Consider the following 14,703-nt stretch of genomic DNA (forward strand, 5'->3'; position numbering starts at 1 on the left):
AGGCACCAAGCGGCTGGAGCCGCCACCCACCATAAGCGAGGAGACCATGAGCGACCAGAGCCCCATCATCGACGTCAACCCCGTCGCCAGCGCGAGCGACGCCGCGCGAAGCGGACGCCCGTCAGGCGGCGACACGTTCCGCGCGCCGTCGTACGGGAAGGACGCCGCGCAGGCCGCCGCCGTCAACGCCACCATCATCGACGGCGGCCCCTCTTCCGCGAAGAAGAAGCCCAGCCGCATCGGCGGCGCCGTGCAGACGGCCGTCGGCGGCGCCATCATGCTCGTGGGCGTGCCAATGCTCATCCTGCCCGGCCCCGGCTTGCTGGCCATCGGCGGCGGCGCCGTCGTGGCCGCAAACGGCATCAAGAAGGTGCTCGGCAAATAGCCGAGCCGAACGCGTGCAACCGAAACGGGCCCCTCGTCGAGGGGCCCGTTTTTCATGCGTTGCCGCTAGAAGGAAAGCGTCTGCGCCGCGTCCGCCTCTTCGCGGTACTCGCCGAACGACGCGCGGTACTCGTACTCCGTCAACCCGCGCAACTCGTCGTCGCCGGCGGCGTAGTAGGAGTGGATCACCAGCAGCTCGCCGGTCTGGTAATCGTACTTCTCGTGCACGACCGAGGTGTGGTAGCCCCAGTACTTCTCCCCGGTCTCTTCGTCGTACCACTCTTCGTACAGCGGCGTCGGCTGCTGCGTGGGCCGCATGCCTCCCGTGCCGCCGAACGGCGTCTGCCACCCGTAAGGCTTGAGCGAGATGCTCACCGTGCCGTCGGCCACGTCCCACCCCGTCAGCTCGTAGCCGCCGTACTCGCTCGTCTCCAGCTTGGCTCCGATCTGCGAGACGTCTACCGTCCGGTCGTCCTGCTCGTAGAGCGCCGCGCGCTCGTCCTCCGTCATCGACTCCCAATCGGCCGCGTACAGCATCGGCGTGAACGTGACGCTGGACGCGTCGGGCGACAAGCCCGCCAACTCCACCACGTATGCGCCGGCCGGATCGACCCCCGTTCCGTCGCCCGCACCCACCGGGGTCAGCACGTTGCCCCGGTCGTCGGTGATCTTCAGCATGGACGGCGTGATGGAACCCTCGGCCACGTTGTAGACGGGGCGACCGCTCTCCTCGACGGTTTCCTCCTCGTCGTTGCGCACCACCATCACGGTGCCCAGCTCGGAAGCCGTGAAACGCTGGATGCCCATGGTCTTGTCGCCGTCGGTGGTGGCGAACGTGAGATCCTGCGCGCCCAGCTCGCGCGGTTGCGCCACCGTGCTCAGGTCGAGGCCCACGTCGAACGTGAAGGGCTCGGCGCCCCCTTCGGAGGTTCCCCAGGTCGCCCATCCTTCCAGCGCGATGTCCACCTGGTCGGGCAGCGTCGTCTCCGGCACGATGCGCTGCATGACCTTCACCTTGCCGTCCTCCTGGTACGCGTCCAGCCGGAAGACGGAGTCGCCCCCAAGGGGCTCGCCGTTACTCTCGAGCTTGTAGGTGAAGCGCGGGGAGAGGTTCTCCAGGCGCGTCCACTCGCTCTCCTGCGAGCTCTCGTAGCTTGCCTGGTCGGCCAGGTCGAAGCCGCCCTCCTTCTCCAGCGTGAAGAACAGGTTGACGATGTTGCGGTCGCACGACACGGAGTCGAGCGTCACCTGCACCCCCTCGACCTCGACGGTTTCCCCCACCTCGGCGTTCAAGCTGGACACGCCTTCCTCCAGGCTCCCGTAGATGGGCAGGTTCTTGCCGCCGGCGAAGAACGGCGCGTCGCCCGGTTGCATCTGCAGCAGCGCGGTCGCCGCGAACGCGGCCCCGCTCAGCAGCGCAACGGTCACGGCCGCCGCGGCCACCAGCGCGCCGCGACGCACGACGCGGCCGCCCGTCGCCGCCTTGTCGTGCGCCGCGCGGACGCCCGTGCGGCGGCGCGGCGGCTCGCGGCGCTGCGAGGCCGTCGCGCTTGCCGACGACGGACGATCCTGAGGGATGGACCCCAACGACGCGTACACGCCGTCGAGCTTGGCCTGCGCCTCGCGCGGCAGCGGGCCCGCATCCAGCTCGTCGGCCACCGCCCGCCGCAGGTCGTCCTCGTTGTCGATGCTCTTCCAACTCATCGTGCCACCTCGGCTTCCTCGCTCGATCCGTCTGTGTAGGCAACCTTGAACCGATCGCGCGCCCGCGACAGGCGGGTGCGCACCGCACCCTCCGACACGTTCATGATCTGGGAAATCTGGCGCACGGGGAAATCGTTCACGTAGAACAGCACGAGCACGAGCCGGTCGTCGGCCGTGAGGCGACCCAAGGCGTCGCGCACGTCGAGCGCTTCCTCCCGGTCGGGATCGCGCGCCGCGACGCCGCCCGCCAGCATCTGGCCGGCCGACGGCTCCCACGACACGTCCGAGCCCTCCACGTCGATGTCGAAGACCCCCATCGCGCACGGCGTCTCGCGCTTGCGCGTCCGTCGGAAGTCGTAGCACGTCCGCAGCAGGATGCGCATGAACCACGTGCCCACGGCGCTGCGGCCGCCGAAGCGCGGCATGGCGCGCCACGCTTTGATCGCCGTCTCCTGCAGCGCGTCGGACGCATCGTCCACGTTGCCGAGCACCGCCATCGCAGCGCGCCACAGCGGCTGCTTGCTGTGCTCGAACAACGTGGCGAACGCTTCGCCGTCGCCCTTTCGAGCTCGCTGTATCAGATCGTCCACGCACACGCCCCCTTCAAGGTCGGTTGCTCATTAGACGCACCCGACGGCGAAAAGGTTACACCCGTTTCTGATTTCTTTCGCGTTCGGCACCTTGTCTCGCAGTGGATCAGCGCACGGCGGGCGTGGAGCACTATCCGAACCGACCCCGAGCGCGCTCGCCAACAGCGTCGATTCGTGCCGGCAATCCCGACCATCCGGAAGCCCCCACATCCAGGAGGACGCACCGCACGCAATTCGCGCTCCAGCGCACAAAAACTTGCGACGTGCGAGACTTTGAGGCCCTCAGAGGCCCCTAAGTGGACGAACACAGCCGCGTCTCGGGCGGACCCGCTCCCGCGATCTGGCATTTTCGGTCCGACGACTCAAGGTTGAAGGAGAGGTGCTCCAGGATGGTTTCGCACGTCGAGGGTTTTTGTGCAAAAAGCACTCGATCCGCTGCCAAACCGCCATTGACCGATAGCGCTGTCCTGAGCTGAGGAGCCCGCAGGCCTTCGCAGCCGAAAGGACCGCAATGGCAAGCAGAAAGCGTCGCCGCATCTTCCTCGCAAACGTCTAGCGCTTCTCGCCGGTCTCGCTGTCGATGCCGGCGGCCCCCAGCAGCTGGTCGAGGGTGTAGTCGTCGAAGCCCTCGTAGCGATAGAACGTCCGATAGAACCCGATCGTCTCGTCGCGCATGTTGACGTCGGCGGCGTACGCGGGGTAGAGCACCTTGAGCACCCACAGGCAGCCGAGGATGCGGGCGGCCGACGGCGGGCGGCCGAACCACGAGAACGGCGACTGCGGAATGCGGTAGATCTCCCCCGCCTTGACGCACGGCACGTTGTTCCAGTGCGCGTCCGTCTTGATGGCGCCGTAGATGTCGGAGCTCTCGGAGTCGCTCATGCTGAACTCGGCGACCAACACCGCGTCGGGGTTCCACGTGATGACCTGCTCGAGGTTGACGCTGGGCATGCCCATGCCCTGCCCTTCCGTGCCCGGCATGTCGGCCACGTTGCCCGTGTTGATGAGGTCGAGCGCATCGGTGACGTGCATCGACCCCACCGGGTCGGTGGTCAGGCCGTCGTTGCCCTGCGCCAGGAAGATGGATTTCCGCTCGGCCTCGGGGATGCTGTTCGCGATGCGCTCGATGACGGCGAGCTTCTCCTCGCAGAACGCCGCCAGCTCCTCGCCGCGCTCCGAGCATCCGACGAGCTCGCCCACGTAGCGGAACATCGCCGGCGCGCTGCGCACGTCGTAGTCCACCAGCACGACGGGCAGCCCCGTCTGGTCGCGGATGTCGTCGGCCATCGCGCCGCCCACCTCGTCGGCGGTCCAGTAGCACAGCAGCACGTCGGGGTCCTGCGCCGCGATCTCCTCGGCGTTCGGCACCGATCCCGCGCCCATCCACACGCCCAACGACGGCAGCGCGAAGTACTCGTCGGGGATGTACTTCTTGTTGTCGCCGGCCGGCCGGAAGTTCCATCCGGCAAGCTTCTCGGGCGCGAGGGCGAACAGATCCACCGTGCCGATGGGATTCGTGCAGAACACACGGTCGATCTGCTCCGGCACCATCACGCTGCGCCCGCCCATGTCCTCGACCGTGCGAAGGTTCCCCTGCGCGAACCCGTTCTCCGAGCACCCGGAGAGGATGCCGCCGAGCGCCGCGGAGGCGGCGGCGCACGCGGCGAGGTGCGCGAAGCCCCTTCTGGTCATGCTCCGTTCGATGCGCATATCACGCCGTCCTTTCGTTCTCGAGAAACGGCACGCAGGCCCAGCCCGCTTGCCCTTGCGGCCCCTCCACGACCCCCACGCCCACGTCGACGCCGTACAGCGCGGCGAGCGCATCGGCCGTGAGCACCTCGCGCGCCGGCCCGCTCTCCACGCCTTCGCCGCGGCGGATGCACACCACGCCGCCGTCCAGGAGGAACGCGTGGTTCGGATCGTGCGAGGTGATGACCACCGCCAAGCCCTTCGCCACCAGCTCGCGCACGCGGCGCAGCACCACCACCTGGTTGCCCAGGTCGAGGTTCGCGCAGGGCTCGTCCATGACCAGCAGGCGCGGCTGCTGCGCGAGCGCGCGGGCCACGAGCACCATCTGCCGCTCGCCGCCGGACAGCGTCGTGCAATCCCGATCCGCCAACGCGCCCAGCCCCAGCTCGTCGATGACCGCGCACGCGATGCGCTCGTCCTCGCGCGTGGGCGCCGCGAAGCCGCCGAGCGCGGGCGTGCGCCCCATCAGCACCATCTCGCGCACGGTGAAGCCGAACGCGGCATCGTGGCTCTGGGGCACGTAGGCAACCGACTGCGCGTAGCGCCTGCGCGTCCAGTCGCGCACGTCCTCGCCCTCCACGAGCACCGTGCCGGACAGGCTCGGCAGGAAACCGAGCATCGTCTTGAACAGCGTGGTCTTCCCCACGCCGTTCGGGCCCAGCAGCACGACGGCGCTGCCCGGCTCCAGCGCGAACGACACGTCGTCGAGCACGGCGCGCCCGAGATACCCGCACGCGAGGTTGCGCACCTCGAGCGCGTTCACGACGACCTCCTCTGACGGCAGATGAGGTACACGAACAGCGGCGCGCCCAGGATGGCCGTGAGGATGGACAGCGGTATCTCGGTGGTGTAGACGCTGCGGCACACGTCGTCGACAAGCATGAGGAACGCGCCGCCCAGCAGCATGGACGCCGGCACGAGCGCGCGATGGTCCGATCCTACGAGGAAGCGCGCCAGATGCGGCACGATGAGGCCCACCCAGCCCACCATACCGGCCACCGCCACCGACGCGGAGGTGAGCAACGTCGCGAAGCCGATGACGGCGAGCCGCGTGCGCTTCACGTCCACGCCCAGCGAGCGCGCCTCGTCGTCGCCGAGCGCCATCACGTTGATGCGCCACCGCAGCACCATGAGCCCCACGGTGCCCACGGCGAACGCCGCCGCGAGGCCCAGCAGGTCGCCCTCGCGCACGCTCGACAAGCCGCCCATGAGCCAAAACGTGATCTCGGGCAGCTGGGAGTTCGGGTCGGCGAGGAACTTGACCGCCGAGGTGAACGCCTGGAAGAGGTTGCCCACCACGAGGCCCGAGAGCACGAGCACCAGCACGCCGCCCATGCGGCGCCCGATGACGCTCGACAGCGCGTAGCTGACGAACACGGCCGTAATGCCCATGGCGAACGCGGCGATCTCGATCCCGAGGCTGCCGAACGACAGCAGGATGCCCGCAGCCGCGCCGAAGCACGCGCCCGCCGACGCGCCCAGCAGGTCGGGCGACACCATGGGGTTCTTGAAGATGCCCTGGAACGCGCAGCCCGCGCCCGAGAGCGCCGCGCCCACGATGAGCGCCGCGAGCACGCGGGGCAGCCGAATGGTGAAGAATACGTTGGCATCGGCAGTCTGCAGGGCATCCCCGCCCGCGAACGGCGCGGCGAGCAGGGCCAGCAGCTGGCCGAAGTCCATGTCGTAGCGCCCGAGCGTCAACGAGAACGCGAGCACGGCGACCACGGCCGCGGTGAGCGCTGTCAGCACGACGGCCTTGCGCCGCCGCGCCGCCCCGGCGCCGGTCGAGGCCGAAAGGACCGCGGATGCCGCAGGCGCCGCGGGGGCCGAAGCCGCACGCTCGTCCTCAGCGGCGATCGATCCGTCCATCAGCCCTCGCCTCCCATGCTCTGCGACGCATCGTACGCGCCGCCTTCCACGCCCACGCCCTCCACGACGATCGGCTCGACGACCTGGCCGTCCTCCACCGTCGTCGCCGTGATCGTCAGCTCGTCGCCCACGGCGCGCGCGGCGAGGCCGAGGCCCGCCGCCTCGTTCACCACCTTCGCCAGGTCGGCGGCGCACGCGGCGGCGTCGGCGTCGGCGAACGTGTGGTTGTGCTTGAGCAGGATCGTATCGCCGCCGTCGGGAGAGAACCACGTGATGGCGCGCACGAGGGCGGGCGACGTCACCCGCACCGTCGCCTGCGCGGGCGCGTTGTCGGCCGTCGAGCCCGCGCGCGCGTCGAGCGTCTCCAGCGCGAGCCCGCTCGGCAGCGTGCCCGTCACGGGCGCGTCGAGCACCGCGCACGACCCGGAGGCCCCGACGATGGACGGCAGCGCGCCGTCGTCGCGCGCGGAGGCGATGGAGAACCCGGACTGGTAGAGCGCGAAGAACGACCCCGACGCCCCGCCCGCCGTGGCCCCCGACGACGGATGCAGCGAGAACGTCACAGCGTCGGCGCTCGCGCGCACGTCGAGGGCCACGGCGCCCCCGTCCAGCTCCGCGCCGTTCAGCAGCACCTTGAAGTCGCCCGCCACGTCGCCCGATGCGGAGATGGGCCGATCGAACACCAGCTTGACCTCCGCGCTCTGCGACGCTTCGGTGCCGTCGCTCCTGCTGAGCAACTGCACGTCAACGACGCGCGGCGAATCGTCGTCGACCGTCGCCTGGGCGCATCCCACGCACGCGAGCGCGCACGCCGCCAGCGCGCAGACCGCCAGCGCCAGCGCCGCGCGCCGCGCGCCTCGTTTCCGAGCGCCCCAGCGCCCGCTCCCCCGCTTGATCATCGCACGTCCTCTCTTGCGGCGTCGTCCGCGCCGCCCCTCCTCATCGCGCGCACGAGCGCGCGAACCCCGAACAGTGCCGCCGCCGCAAGCCCGACGGCGAGCACGGCCGTCCCCGCGAGCAGCGCATCCGCCAGCTGCGGGCCGTCCACCGTCACGGTCACGTCCGCTACCGCATCGTCGTGGTACGCGAGCGACGCCGTGCAGGTGAGCGTCGTCGTGCCCGCGCCCGTCGGCACGAGCCAGGTGCGCCCCAGCGCCTCCACGACGCGCACCACGCCCTCGTCGGAGGACGAGAACGCCAGCTCGGGCGTGCGCGTCTCGAGGCCGTTGCACGAGCAGCCGCCCCACGCGTCGGCCGAGCCGCACAAGCACGGCTCGATGCCGCACATCCAGTCCATGCCGCAATCGACGCCCGCCTCGATGGAGGCGGGGTCGCACGCGGCGGACAGCGCCGTCGGGCAGAAGCGGGGCACCGCGAGCGCGCCGGAGCCGCCCCCGTCCGCAACCTCCGCCGCCGACTCGACGCCGAACGCGGCCGCCGCCACGCGCTCGATGGCCACCGGCTCCACCGCGCGGTCCTCGAGCGACGCGATGCCCCAGGCCGGGCCCGCGCCGGCGCATGCGCCCGCGAGAGCCGCCAGCGCCAGCGCGACGGCAAGCGCCAGCGCGGCCGCCGTCCCGCGCGCCGGGCGCGCCGCCCGATCGCTACGCGAACACACCGGGGATGTCTTCCGTCACGTTGCCGCCCTCGGAGAGGAATATCTCCTCGAGCGACGACCCCGGGTACTGCTCGTGCACGGCGGCCACGCTGTCGTCGAACGTGAGGCGGCAGCCCTTGATCATGCCCAGATGGTCGGCCGCGTCCTCCAGCTCACGCAGGTTGTGCGAGCTCAGGATGACCGACGCGCCCAACTCATGGGCGTACTGGCCCAGCAGGCGCTTCAACAGGTTGCGCTTGCCCAGGTCCAGCCCATCGAAGCTCTCGTCCAGCAGCATGGTCTTCACCCCGGTGGCGAACCCCAGCAGGATGCCCAGCTGGCGCTGCATGCCCTTCGAGAAGCCGGCCACCTTCGCCGTGGGGTCGAGGTTGAACAGCGCCAGCATCCGCTCGTACACGTCGTCTGACCAGTGCGGGTAGTACCCGCGGTAGAACGACCGCATGGTCTCCGGGGTGGCCTGCGGCAGGAAGTACGGCTCGTCGGCCACGATGAACAGCGAATCGTGGCTCACCCGGTCGTCGTGCATGGGCACGCCGTCGATGCGCACCGCGCCCGCGTCGGGCTTGTACACGCCCGCGATGATCTTCAGCAGCGTCGTCTTGCCCGCGCCGTTGTAGCCCACGAGGCCGTACACCATGCCGTCCTCGACGGTGAGCGTGACGTCCTCGAGCGCCGTGAAGGCGCCGAAGCGCTTCGACACGCCTGATACTTCGATCATGGGAACGCCTCCTTTACAGATACGACGGCGCGAGCTCGGCCGGAAGGTAGAAGTACACGTACGCCTCGATGCCGCGCAGCTTCGCCTGCACGAGGTAGCCGCCCGTCATGTAACAGCCCATGCGCAGGTTCGGGACGACCTCGGCGATCTGGTCCTGCTCGTCGATCACCTTGAGCGCGCCGAAATCCTGGGTGATCCAGTACTGGCCCGCCGTCTGGGAGCGGTACGCCATGAAGTAGCGGCTCACGGGCTGCGTCACCTTGTTGATGGACGCGTACGGGTCGTCGAGCTGGAACGTCAGCTGCTCGATCACGCGCGCGTCGAGCGTGCCGCCCAGCGCTTCGATCAGCCCCTTACCCTCGAGCCACGCCATGGTGTTCGTCCAGTCGTCGGTGACGTAGGTCACCGCGTTGCTGAACGAGTAGCCGAACGACGACACGTCCAGCTCGAGCGACAGCGTGAACATGAGCGCCGCGCGCGCCGGCTTCGACGGCAGGTAGCGCTCGTTCGCGTTCATGTTCGACAGGTCGGCGGCCAGCGCCTCCAGCAGGCTCGCGCGCTCCTCGTCGGTGCATTCCACGGCCGCGATGCGGTTGAGCGCCCCGTCGGCCACGTACACCGAACCGGTGCGGTAGGCGTTGTACGAGGGGGATTCCGTCAGCGCGGCCCGCTCGTCGTCGGACAGCCCCGACGTGTCGCCCGTGATCACGGCGTTCTCCAGCTCGTGGGTATGCGCGTCGTTGTCGAGCGCCAGCATGGCGGACAGCTCGCCGACGGTCGCCTGGCTGTAGTAGCGCACCACCTCGGCACCGTCCTTCATGCGGTAGCGCAGCACCACGTCGTAGGGCACCACCGTGCTCTGGAAGTCGGTGTAGTCCGTCTCCTGCGCGTCGCGCGCCGAGGCGATGAGCTGGCCGTGCAGCGAGCGCACGATGTCGATGGACGACGGTTGCGCGTAGGTGCGCATCGACGTGTAGTAATAGGATGCGCCGCCGGCCACGCCCGAGAAGCCCTGCGTCAGGTAGCTCGGCGAGCCGTTGTACGACACTTCCACGCTCTCGACCTGATCGACCTCGGGAAGGTAGCCGGCGTAGCCGAACGCGCCCGTGGACACCACGCCCACGACGGCCGCCATCACCGCCAGCTCGCCGCCCACGCACAGAAGCGTCGTGCCCCGCGGCGTGCGGCCGCGCAACGGCCCGAACAGCAGCACGAGCGAGACGAGCACGAACAGCGCCGCACCCACCACGAGCGCCACCGCCACGTCCACCGACCCCAGCAGCGCGACGGACGCGGAAAACGCCGCCAACCCGAACACGGCGACCGAGAACAGCGAGAACGCGGGCGACTTGCCCGCCATCTCCGCCTGCTCGCCGCGGCGACGGCACAGGGCTGCGAGCCCCAGCGCCGACAGCGCCAGATAGGCGGCGAACCACCCCAGCACGAGCCTCCACGAGCCCAGCTCGGGGAAGTACACGGGATGGAGCGCCATGAAGAACTGGTGCTGCGCGCCGGCGTCGGCGAAGAACAGCAACGGGTTCAACCAGGAAAACTCGTCCAGATACGACGGCGCCACCTCGACGGCCTGGCCGTACAGCAGCGCGCCCGCGGCGTTGCCCACGAGGAGGTAGTCGGCCAGCATGCCGACGCCCCACAGCACCACGGTCACGCCGGCCAGCAGCGCGACGGCGAACGAGCACGTCTCGAACAGCGTGCCCGCGCAGATGACCGCGATCCCCGCCAGCGAGAACGAGACGAGCGCCACGGTCACGTAGCCGCACGCGACGTAGAAGAACTCGTGCACCTCGCCCTGGTACAGGCCGAGCGCCAGATGGTTGAGCAGCAGCGACAGCGCGAACGGCACGCCGATGCCCACCACGATGCACAGCGCGCCCGCCGCGTAGCGCGAGAAGAACAGCTTCACGCGCGACAGGCCCACCGAGAAGAACGCCGTGGTGGCGCGCTTCACCAGCAGGAAACGGAACAGGACGATGGCCAGCACCGCGCCGAACAGCACGCACGCCGCGTTGACCACCGGCGCGAGGTCCTGGGCGAAGAACTGGTACTTCAGCTGCTCGTGCGTGAAGTTCACGTTGAACACCGAGATGTCGTTCACCACCGAGGTGGACACCGGCACGAGCACGACGAACAGCGCAAGCCCCGCCAGCAGCACCGGCAACGCCTGGCGCAGCGAGAACAGCAGATCGTGCGCGAACGGGCGGCGATGCCCCGCGCGGCCGCGGCGGCCGCGGCGTGAGCGCGCGTACTTCTCGGACGTGAGCTTGGCGCGCCAGGTCAGCGGGAACTCCGCTTTCAGCTCCTCGCCGCGCGCCTTCCACCGACGACGCTGGGCGAGCTTGCGGCGCGCGAGGCGCACGAGAAAGCGCGCCAGGAAGAACAGCCCCGCGAACACCCCGGCGACCAGCAGCAGCGCCGCGACGATGAGCAGCGCGTCGAGGGGCCCGAACGGCGCCACCTCCACGTCGAACGCGTAGCTGGCGCTGCGGTAGTGGACGAGGTCGGCCGTGATGGTGACCGTCGCGGTGCCCGGCGACACCGGCACGATCCACGTCTGGCCGAGCGCCTGCACCACCGTGGCCACGTTCGCGTCGCTCGTCGAGACGGACACGGAAGGCACCGTCTCCTCGAACCCGCCGCAGGCGCAATGGCCCCACGCGTCGGGCTTGCCGCACGTGCAGGGGTCGTAGCCGCACACTTCGTCCATGTGGCACTGGATGCCGGTGCTGATGGACTGCGGCGTCGTGTTCACGGACAGCAGGTTCGGGAAGATGGCGCCCACCGCCTCCGTCGGCAGCGCGGCGTCGTCGGTCGCGGCGCGGCTCTCGCCCGTCAGCCGGTACAGGTGCGGCATGAGGCCGAGCTGCTCGGCGTTCTCGTCGACGGTTGCGACGGGCTCGCCGGACGCCGTTGCGTCCGGCGAGCCGCCCATGTCGGCCGCGAGCGCACCCGCGGGGAACGCGACGGCGAGCGCCGCCGCCAGCAGCAGCGCGACGGCGGCGTGCGCGAGGCGCGCGGGCGGCGTCGCGCTATTCGGCCTTGTCGGCATCGCCTTCACCAGCCTCGCCCTCCGACTCGCCAGCTGCAGGCTCCTCGGCTGGGAGCTCCTCAGCGGCAGGTTCCTCGCCGGAAGCCTCCTCGACGGCTGCGCCGTCGTCGGCAGCCTCCTCGTTCGCGGACTCACCGCCGACGACTTCCCCGTCCTCGCCTTCACCCGCGCGCTTCCTCCTGCGCACGACGAGCACCACCGCGCCCGCGATCGCGGCCAAGGCCACGATGCCCGCGGCCGCCGGCACGATCCACGAGCCCGCGCCCGCATCGGAGCCGATGGTGTCGGACGCGCCCGCCGTTTGGGACGTCGCCTGCTTCTTCGCGCCGGGCGTGTTCGTCTCCTGCAGCTGGTAGCCGGACAGGTCGTCGGTCGACAGCGCCCACGTGGAGCAGTGCGTCAGCGTGAACGACGCGTAGCCCGCCTCCACCGTGGTTTCGGCCTCGGCCTCGCCGAACGCCACCTTGTCGGGGTCGAAGCAGTACAGCTTGAGCACGGTGCCGTCGTCGAAGGACGCGTCCACGTTCACGTACACCGAGGCCTCGCCCGGCAGGTCGCCGGAATGCGCGAAGTCCAGCACGATGCCGTCCTTCGCCTGCTTCATGATGTTGGCGACGTTGCCCGTCCCCAGCTTCGACACGGCGATGGTGGGATCGAACGCCCGATCGGCCGCATCCTCCTTCAGCTTGTCGCCGGTGAACGTCCACGAGTAGTCCGGACGCTCCGACGACGTTCCCGACCAGAAGATCACCTGGTCCTCGGTGCCGACGATCTTCGCGAGCGTCGCCGGCGCGTCGAGGTGGCTGTTGCATTCCGACAGGATGACCTTGCCGCCGTCGGTCTCCATCTCCTTCTCGTTGACGTCGTCGTCGCGCGACTCGGCCGCCTCGGGCACGCCCGAGCTGCTGGGCGCGGCCGACGGGAGCGCGGCGGGCGCTTCGCCGCCGGACGAGGACCCGCCGCCCGAGGACGTTCCGCCGGACGAAGACCCGCCGGACGATGGGGGCTCGACGGGCGCGGGAGGCGCGCTGACGTCCACCTGGACGTATGCGGCGCCGTCGGTGTACTGGCGCAGCGAAGCCCCCACGGTGATGGTGGCCGATCCCGCCCCGTTCGCGGTGATGACCAGCGTGGAGCCGCTCATGTACGCCGACGCCACGCCAGCGTTGCTGGAAGAGGCGTACGACTGCGGGTAGTACGTCGAGTAGCCGCCCCCGTTGCATGTGCACTGGCCGTTGGCGTCGAAGCACGCGTACCCGGCAGCGATCGTCTCTTTCGTGTCGCACGACTGCGGGCACTTCGCCATGCCGCACCCCTGCGTCTGGTCGGATGCCGAAGGATTGATGGACACGCTCACGTTCGTCGATGCGCCCGCCTGCAAGCTCACGTACGTGGTGCCCAACGACACGCCCACCGTCCCGAAGTTGAAGTACGCCGATGCCTGCGAAAGCGGCACGAAGCTGGCCACGAGCGCCAGCGCCAGCGCGAGGGCGAGCAGGGCGGCCGGCGCGCTCCAGGCCCGCACCGACGTCTGTTGGAATCCCTTCGTCATGTTACCGATCCTTTCCGTCTTGCGACGACGCATCGCTCGGAGCCGCCGCGTTCGCGCGCTTGCGCCGCAGCACGACGACGGCGACGATGGCGGCGATCACCACGGCAGCGACCGCAACGCCCGCCGCCACGAACGCGAACGGCGGCACCGCATGCGCGGCGGGATTCTCGCAGCACGACGGCATATCGCCCTGCGAGGCTGCCGCCGGCGCGGGATCGCAGCAGCTGCCGCCCTGCATGGTGCTCGAGCCGCCCGTCACGATGGTCTTCGCCTCGGTGGTCAGATCGCGCGACGACACCACGTACGTCTTGCCCTCCTGCGCGGTGAACACGGCGTACCCGCCCGACACCGACGCCTGGGCATCCTCCTTCACGAACGCCTTGGCCGCTTCGTCGTACGAGAACAGCGCCACGGCCTCGCCGTCGGCGAGCGCGCCTTCGGCCAGGGCGTACACCGTCGCCGGGGCGAACAGGGCGCCCTTCTGCGCGAAGTCCACCACGACGAAGTTCGACACGCCGTCGAGCGGCTGGTTGAGCGCGCCGCGCGCCTCCGTGGCCACGTCCAAGCTCACGTCGCACGCAACGACGTCGCCCGCCCCGTACGTGGTGCCGTTGAACGTGAGCGAGTACGCGGGGTGGTAGTACGTGTCGCCCTGCCAGAAGATCACGTCCCCGTCGATGCCCGCCATCTCCGCAAGACGGCCTTCCACGTCGCAGGATTCGCCGATGCGCACGTTGTGCACCGGGCGCCCCATGACGGTCTTCTCCACCACGTCGGCCTTGTCCTCCTGCTGGACGCCCGCCGTCTCCGGCACGTCGACGAGCGCCGCCGAGCTCGCGCCCGCGCCCTCGGCCGTGCCGGACACCGTCACCTTGAGCGTCGCCTCGGCATCCATGAACTGGCGCAGCGACGCGCGCACCGTGATGGTCGCCTCGCCCTCGGCCTTGCCGTACACGCTCAGCGCCCCGCCGTTGTAGACGGCGGTCGCCACGCTCGCGTTGCTCGAGGTGGCGACCGCGCTCGCATGGTACGTGGTGTACTCGGAGCCCGAGCACTGGCACTGGCCGTTCTCGTCGGCGCACGACTCCGAACAGCCCTGCGGGCACTTCGGCATGCCGCAGCCCTCGGTCTGATCGTCCGAGGAGGGCGTGATGGCAACCGTCACGCTCGACGTCGCGCCCGCCTGCACCTCCACCGCCGTGGTTCCCAAAGCAACCGACACGCTCCCACGGTTGTAGTACGCGTACGCCTGAGCAGGCAGCATGCTGAGCGCCAACGCAAGCGCGATCAGCAGGCCGAGCACGGCGCAGCCCGTCGTGGAGCCCGTTGTTATGACAGCTGGTTTCGAAACCACATGATCCCCCTTGTTGTATCGTCGGATGCCCCGTCTTCGCATCCGACCGTCGAACCCTGATGAGGCGGGGCGCGAAAACCGCCCCGCCTCTCTTCATT

General features: G+C 69.8%; 12 protein-coding genes. 1 reads left to right on the plus strand and 11 read right to left on the minus strand.

The genetic code is table 11. The features are described 5' to 3' along the window. Positions 1-46 precede the first annotated feature (46 nt). Positions 47-385, plus strand: coding sequence for a hypothetical protein (locus tag H8S61_RS14995; protein ID WP_160942925.1), 339 nt, complete (start codon positions 47-49; stop codon positions 383-385). 65 nt (positions 386-450) lie between these two features. Here H8S61_RS14995 and H8S61_RS15000 read toward each other — a convergent pair whose 3' ends face one another. The 11 genes from H8S61_RS15000 to H8S61_RS15050 all read right to left on the minus strand — a co-directional run bounded on the left by H8S61_RS15000 (position 451) and on the right by H8S61_RS15050 (position 14,605). Further along, positions 451-2,088: a DUF4179 domain-containing protein gene (locus H8S61_RS15000; protein ID WP_186939551.1), complete on the minus strand. Its 1,638-nt coding sequence runs from the start codon at positions 2,086-2,088 to the stop codon at positions 451-453. After that, positions 2,085-2,678: an RNA polymerase sigma factor gene (locus tag H8S61_RS15005; protein ID WP_186939552.1), complete on the minus strand. Its 594-nt coding sequence runs from the start codon at positions 2,676-2,678 to the stop codon at positions 2,085-2,087. Before H8S61_RS15005 ends, H8S61_RS15000 begins: the two co-directional genes overlap by 4 nt. Positions 2,679-3,230: 552 nt before the next feature. Next, positions 3,231-4,388, minus strand: coding sequence for an ABC transporter substrate-binding protein (locus tag H8S61_RS15010; protein WP_186939553.1), 1,158 nt, complete (start codon positions 4,386-4,388; stop codon positions 3,231-3,233). Position 4,389: 1 nt separating this feature from the next. Beyond that, a complete protein-coding gene (locus tag H8S61_RS15015) occupies positions 4,390-5,190 on the minus strand; it encodes an ABC transporter ATP-binding protein (protein WP_222617740.1) in 801 nt (266 codons plus the stop codon). Beyond that, the gene (locus H8S61_RS15020) at positions 5,187-6,296 is read right to left on the minus strand and encodes a FecCD family ABC transporter permease (RefSeq protein ID WP_186939554.1); all 1,110 of its coding nucleotides are present in this window, start codon (positions 6,294-6,296) and stop codon (positions 5,187-5,189) included. The genes H8S61_RS15015 and H8S61_RS15020 overlap by 4 nt, the downstream gene beginning before the upstream one ends. Next, a complete protein-coding gene (locus H8S61_RS15025; protein WP_186939555.1) occupies positions 6,296-7,195 on the minus strand; it encodes a hypothetical protein in 900 nt (299 codons plus the stop codon). The genes H8S61_RS15020 and H8S61_RS15025 overlap by 1 nt, the downstream gene beginning before the upstream one ends. Then, on the minus strand, positions 7,192-7,914 hold the full coding sequence (locus tag H8S61_RS15030) for a hypothetical protein (protein ID WP_186939556.1): 723 nt from the start codon (positions 7,912-7,914) through the stop codon (positions 7,192-7,194). The genes H8S61_RS15025 and H8S61_RS15030 overlap by 4 nt, the downstream gene beginning before the upstream one ends. Continuing rightward, positions 7,901-8,632 carry an ABC transporter ATP-binding protein gene (locus H8S61_RS15035; RefSeq protein ID WP_186939557.1) on the minus strand — a complete coding sequence of 244 codons (732 nt, stop codon included), beginning with the start codon at positions 8,630-8,632 and terminating at the stop codon, positions 7,901-7,903. The genes H8S61_RS15030 and H8S61_RS15035 overlap by 14 nt, the downstream gene beginning before the upstream one ends. A gap of 13 nt (positions 8,633-8,645) precedes the next feature. Next, positions 8,646-11,699: a hypothetical protein gene (locus H8S61_RS15040; RefSeq protein ID WP_186939558.1), complete on the minus strand. Its 3,054-nt coding sequence runs from the start codon at positions 11,697-11,699 to the stop codon at positions 8,646-8,648. Then, positions 11,680-13,251, minus strand: coding sequence for a hypothetical protein (locus H8S61_RS15045; protein WP_186939559.1), 1,572 nt, complete (start codon positions 13,249-13,251; stop codon positions 11,680-11,682). Before H8S61_RS15045 ends, H8S61_RS15040 begins: the two co-directional genes overlap by 20 nt. A 1-nt stretch (position 13,252) precedes the next feature. Then, positions 13,253-14,605 (minus strand): hypothetical protein, encoded by a 1,353-nt coding sequence (locus H8S61_RS15050; protein WP_186939560.1) that lies wholly within the window; start codon positions 14,603-14,605, stop codon positions 13,253-13,255. Between the last annotated feature and the right edge of the window lie 98 nt (positions 14,606-14,703).

Origin of the sequence: Eggerthella hominis, from assembly GCF_014287365.1 — a bacterium.
GTDB lineage: Bacteria > Actinomycetota > Coriobacteriia > Coriobacteriales > Eggerthellaceae > Eggerthella > Eggerthella guodeyinii.

Coding starts and splice junctions, on each gene's coding strand:
- H8S61_RS14995 (WP_160942925.1), top strand. CDS start 47: ATGAGCGACCAGAGCCCCATCATCGACGTCAACCCCGTCGCCAGCGCG.
- H8S61_RS15000 (WP_186939551.1), bottom strand. CDS start 2,088: ATGAGTTGGAAGAGCATCGACAACGAGGACGACCTGCGGCGGGCGGTG.
- H8S61_RS15010 (WP_186939553.1), bottom strand. CDS start 4,388: ATGCGCATCGAACGGAGCATGACCAGAAGGGGCTTCGCGCACCTCGCC.
- H8S61_RS15020 (WP_186939554.1), bottom strand. CDS start 6,296: ATGGACGGATCGATCGCCGCTGAGGACGAGCGTGCGGCTTCGGCCCCC.
- H8S61_RS15025 (WP_186939555.1), bottom strand. CDS start 7,195: ATGATCAAGCGGGGGAGCGGGCGCTGGGGCGCTCGGAAACGAGGCGCG.
- H8S61_RS15035 (WP_186939557.1), bottom strand. CDS start 8,632: ATGATCGAAGTATCAGGCGTGTCGAAGCGCTTCGGCGCCTTCACGGCG.
- H8S61_RS15040 (WP_186939558.1), bottom strand. CDS start 11,699: ATGCCGACAAGGCCGAATAGCGCGACGCCGCCCGCGCGCCTCGCGCAC.
- H8S61_RS15045 (WP_186939559.1), bottom strand. CDS start 13,251: ATGACGAAGGGATTCCAACAGACGTCGGTGCGGGCCTGGAGCGCGCCG.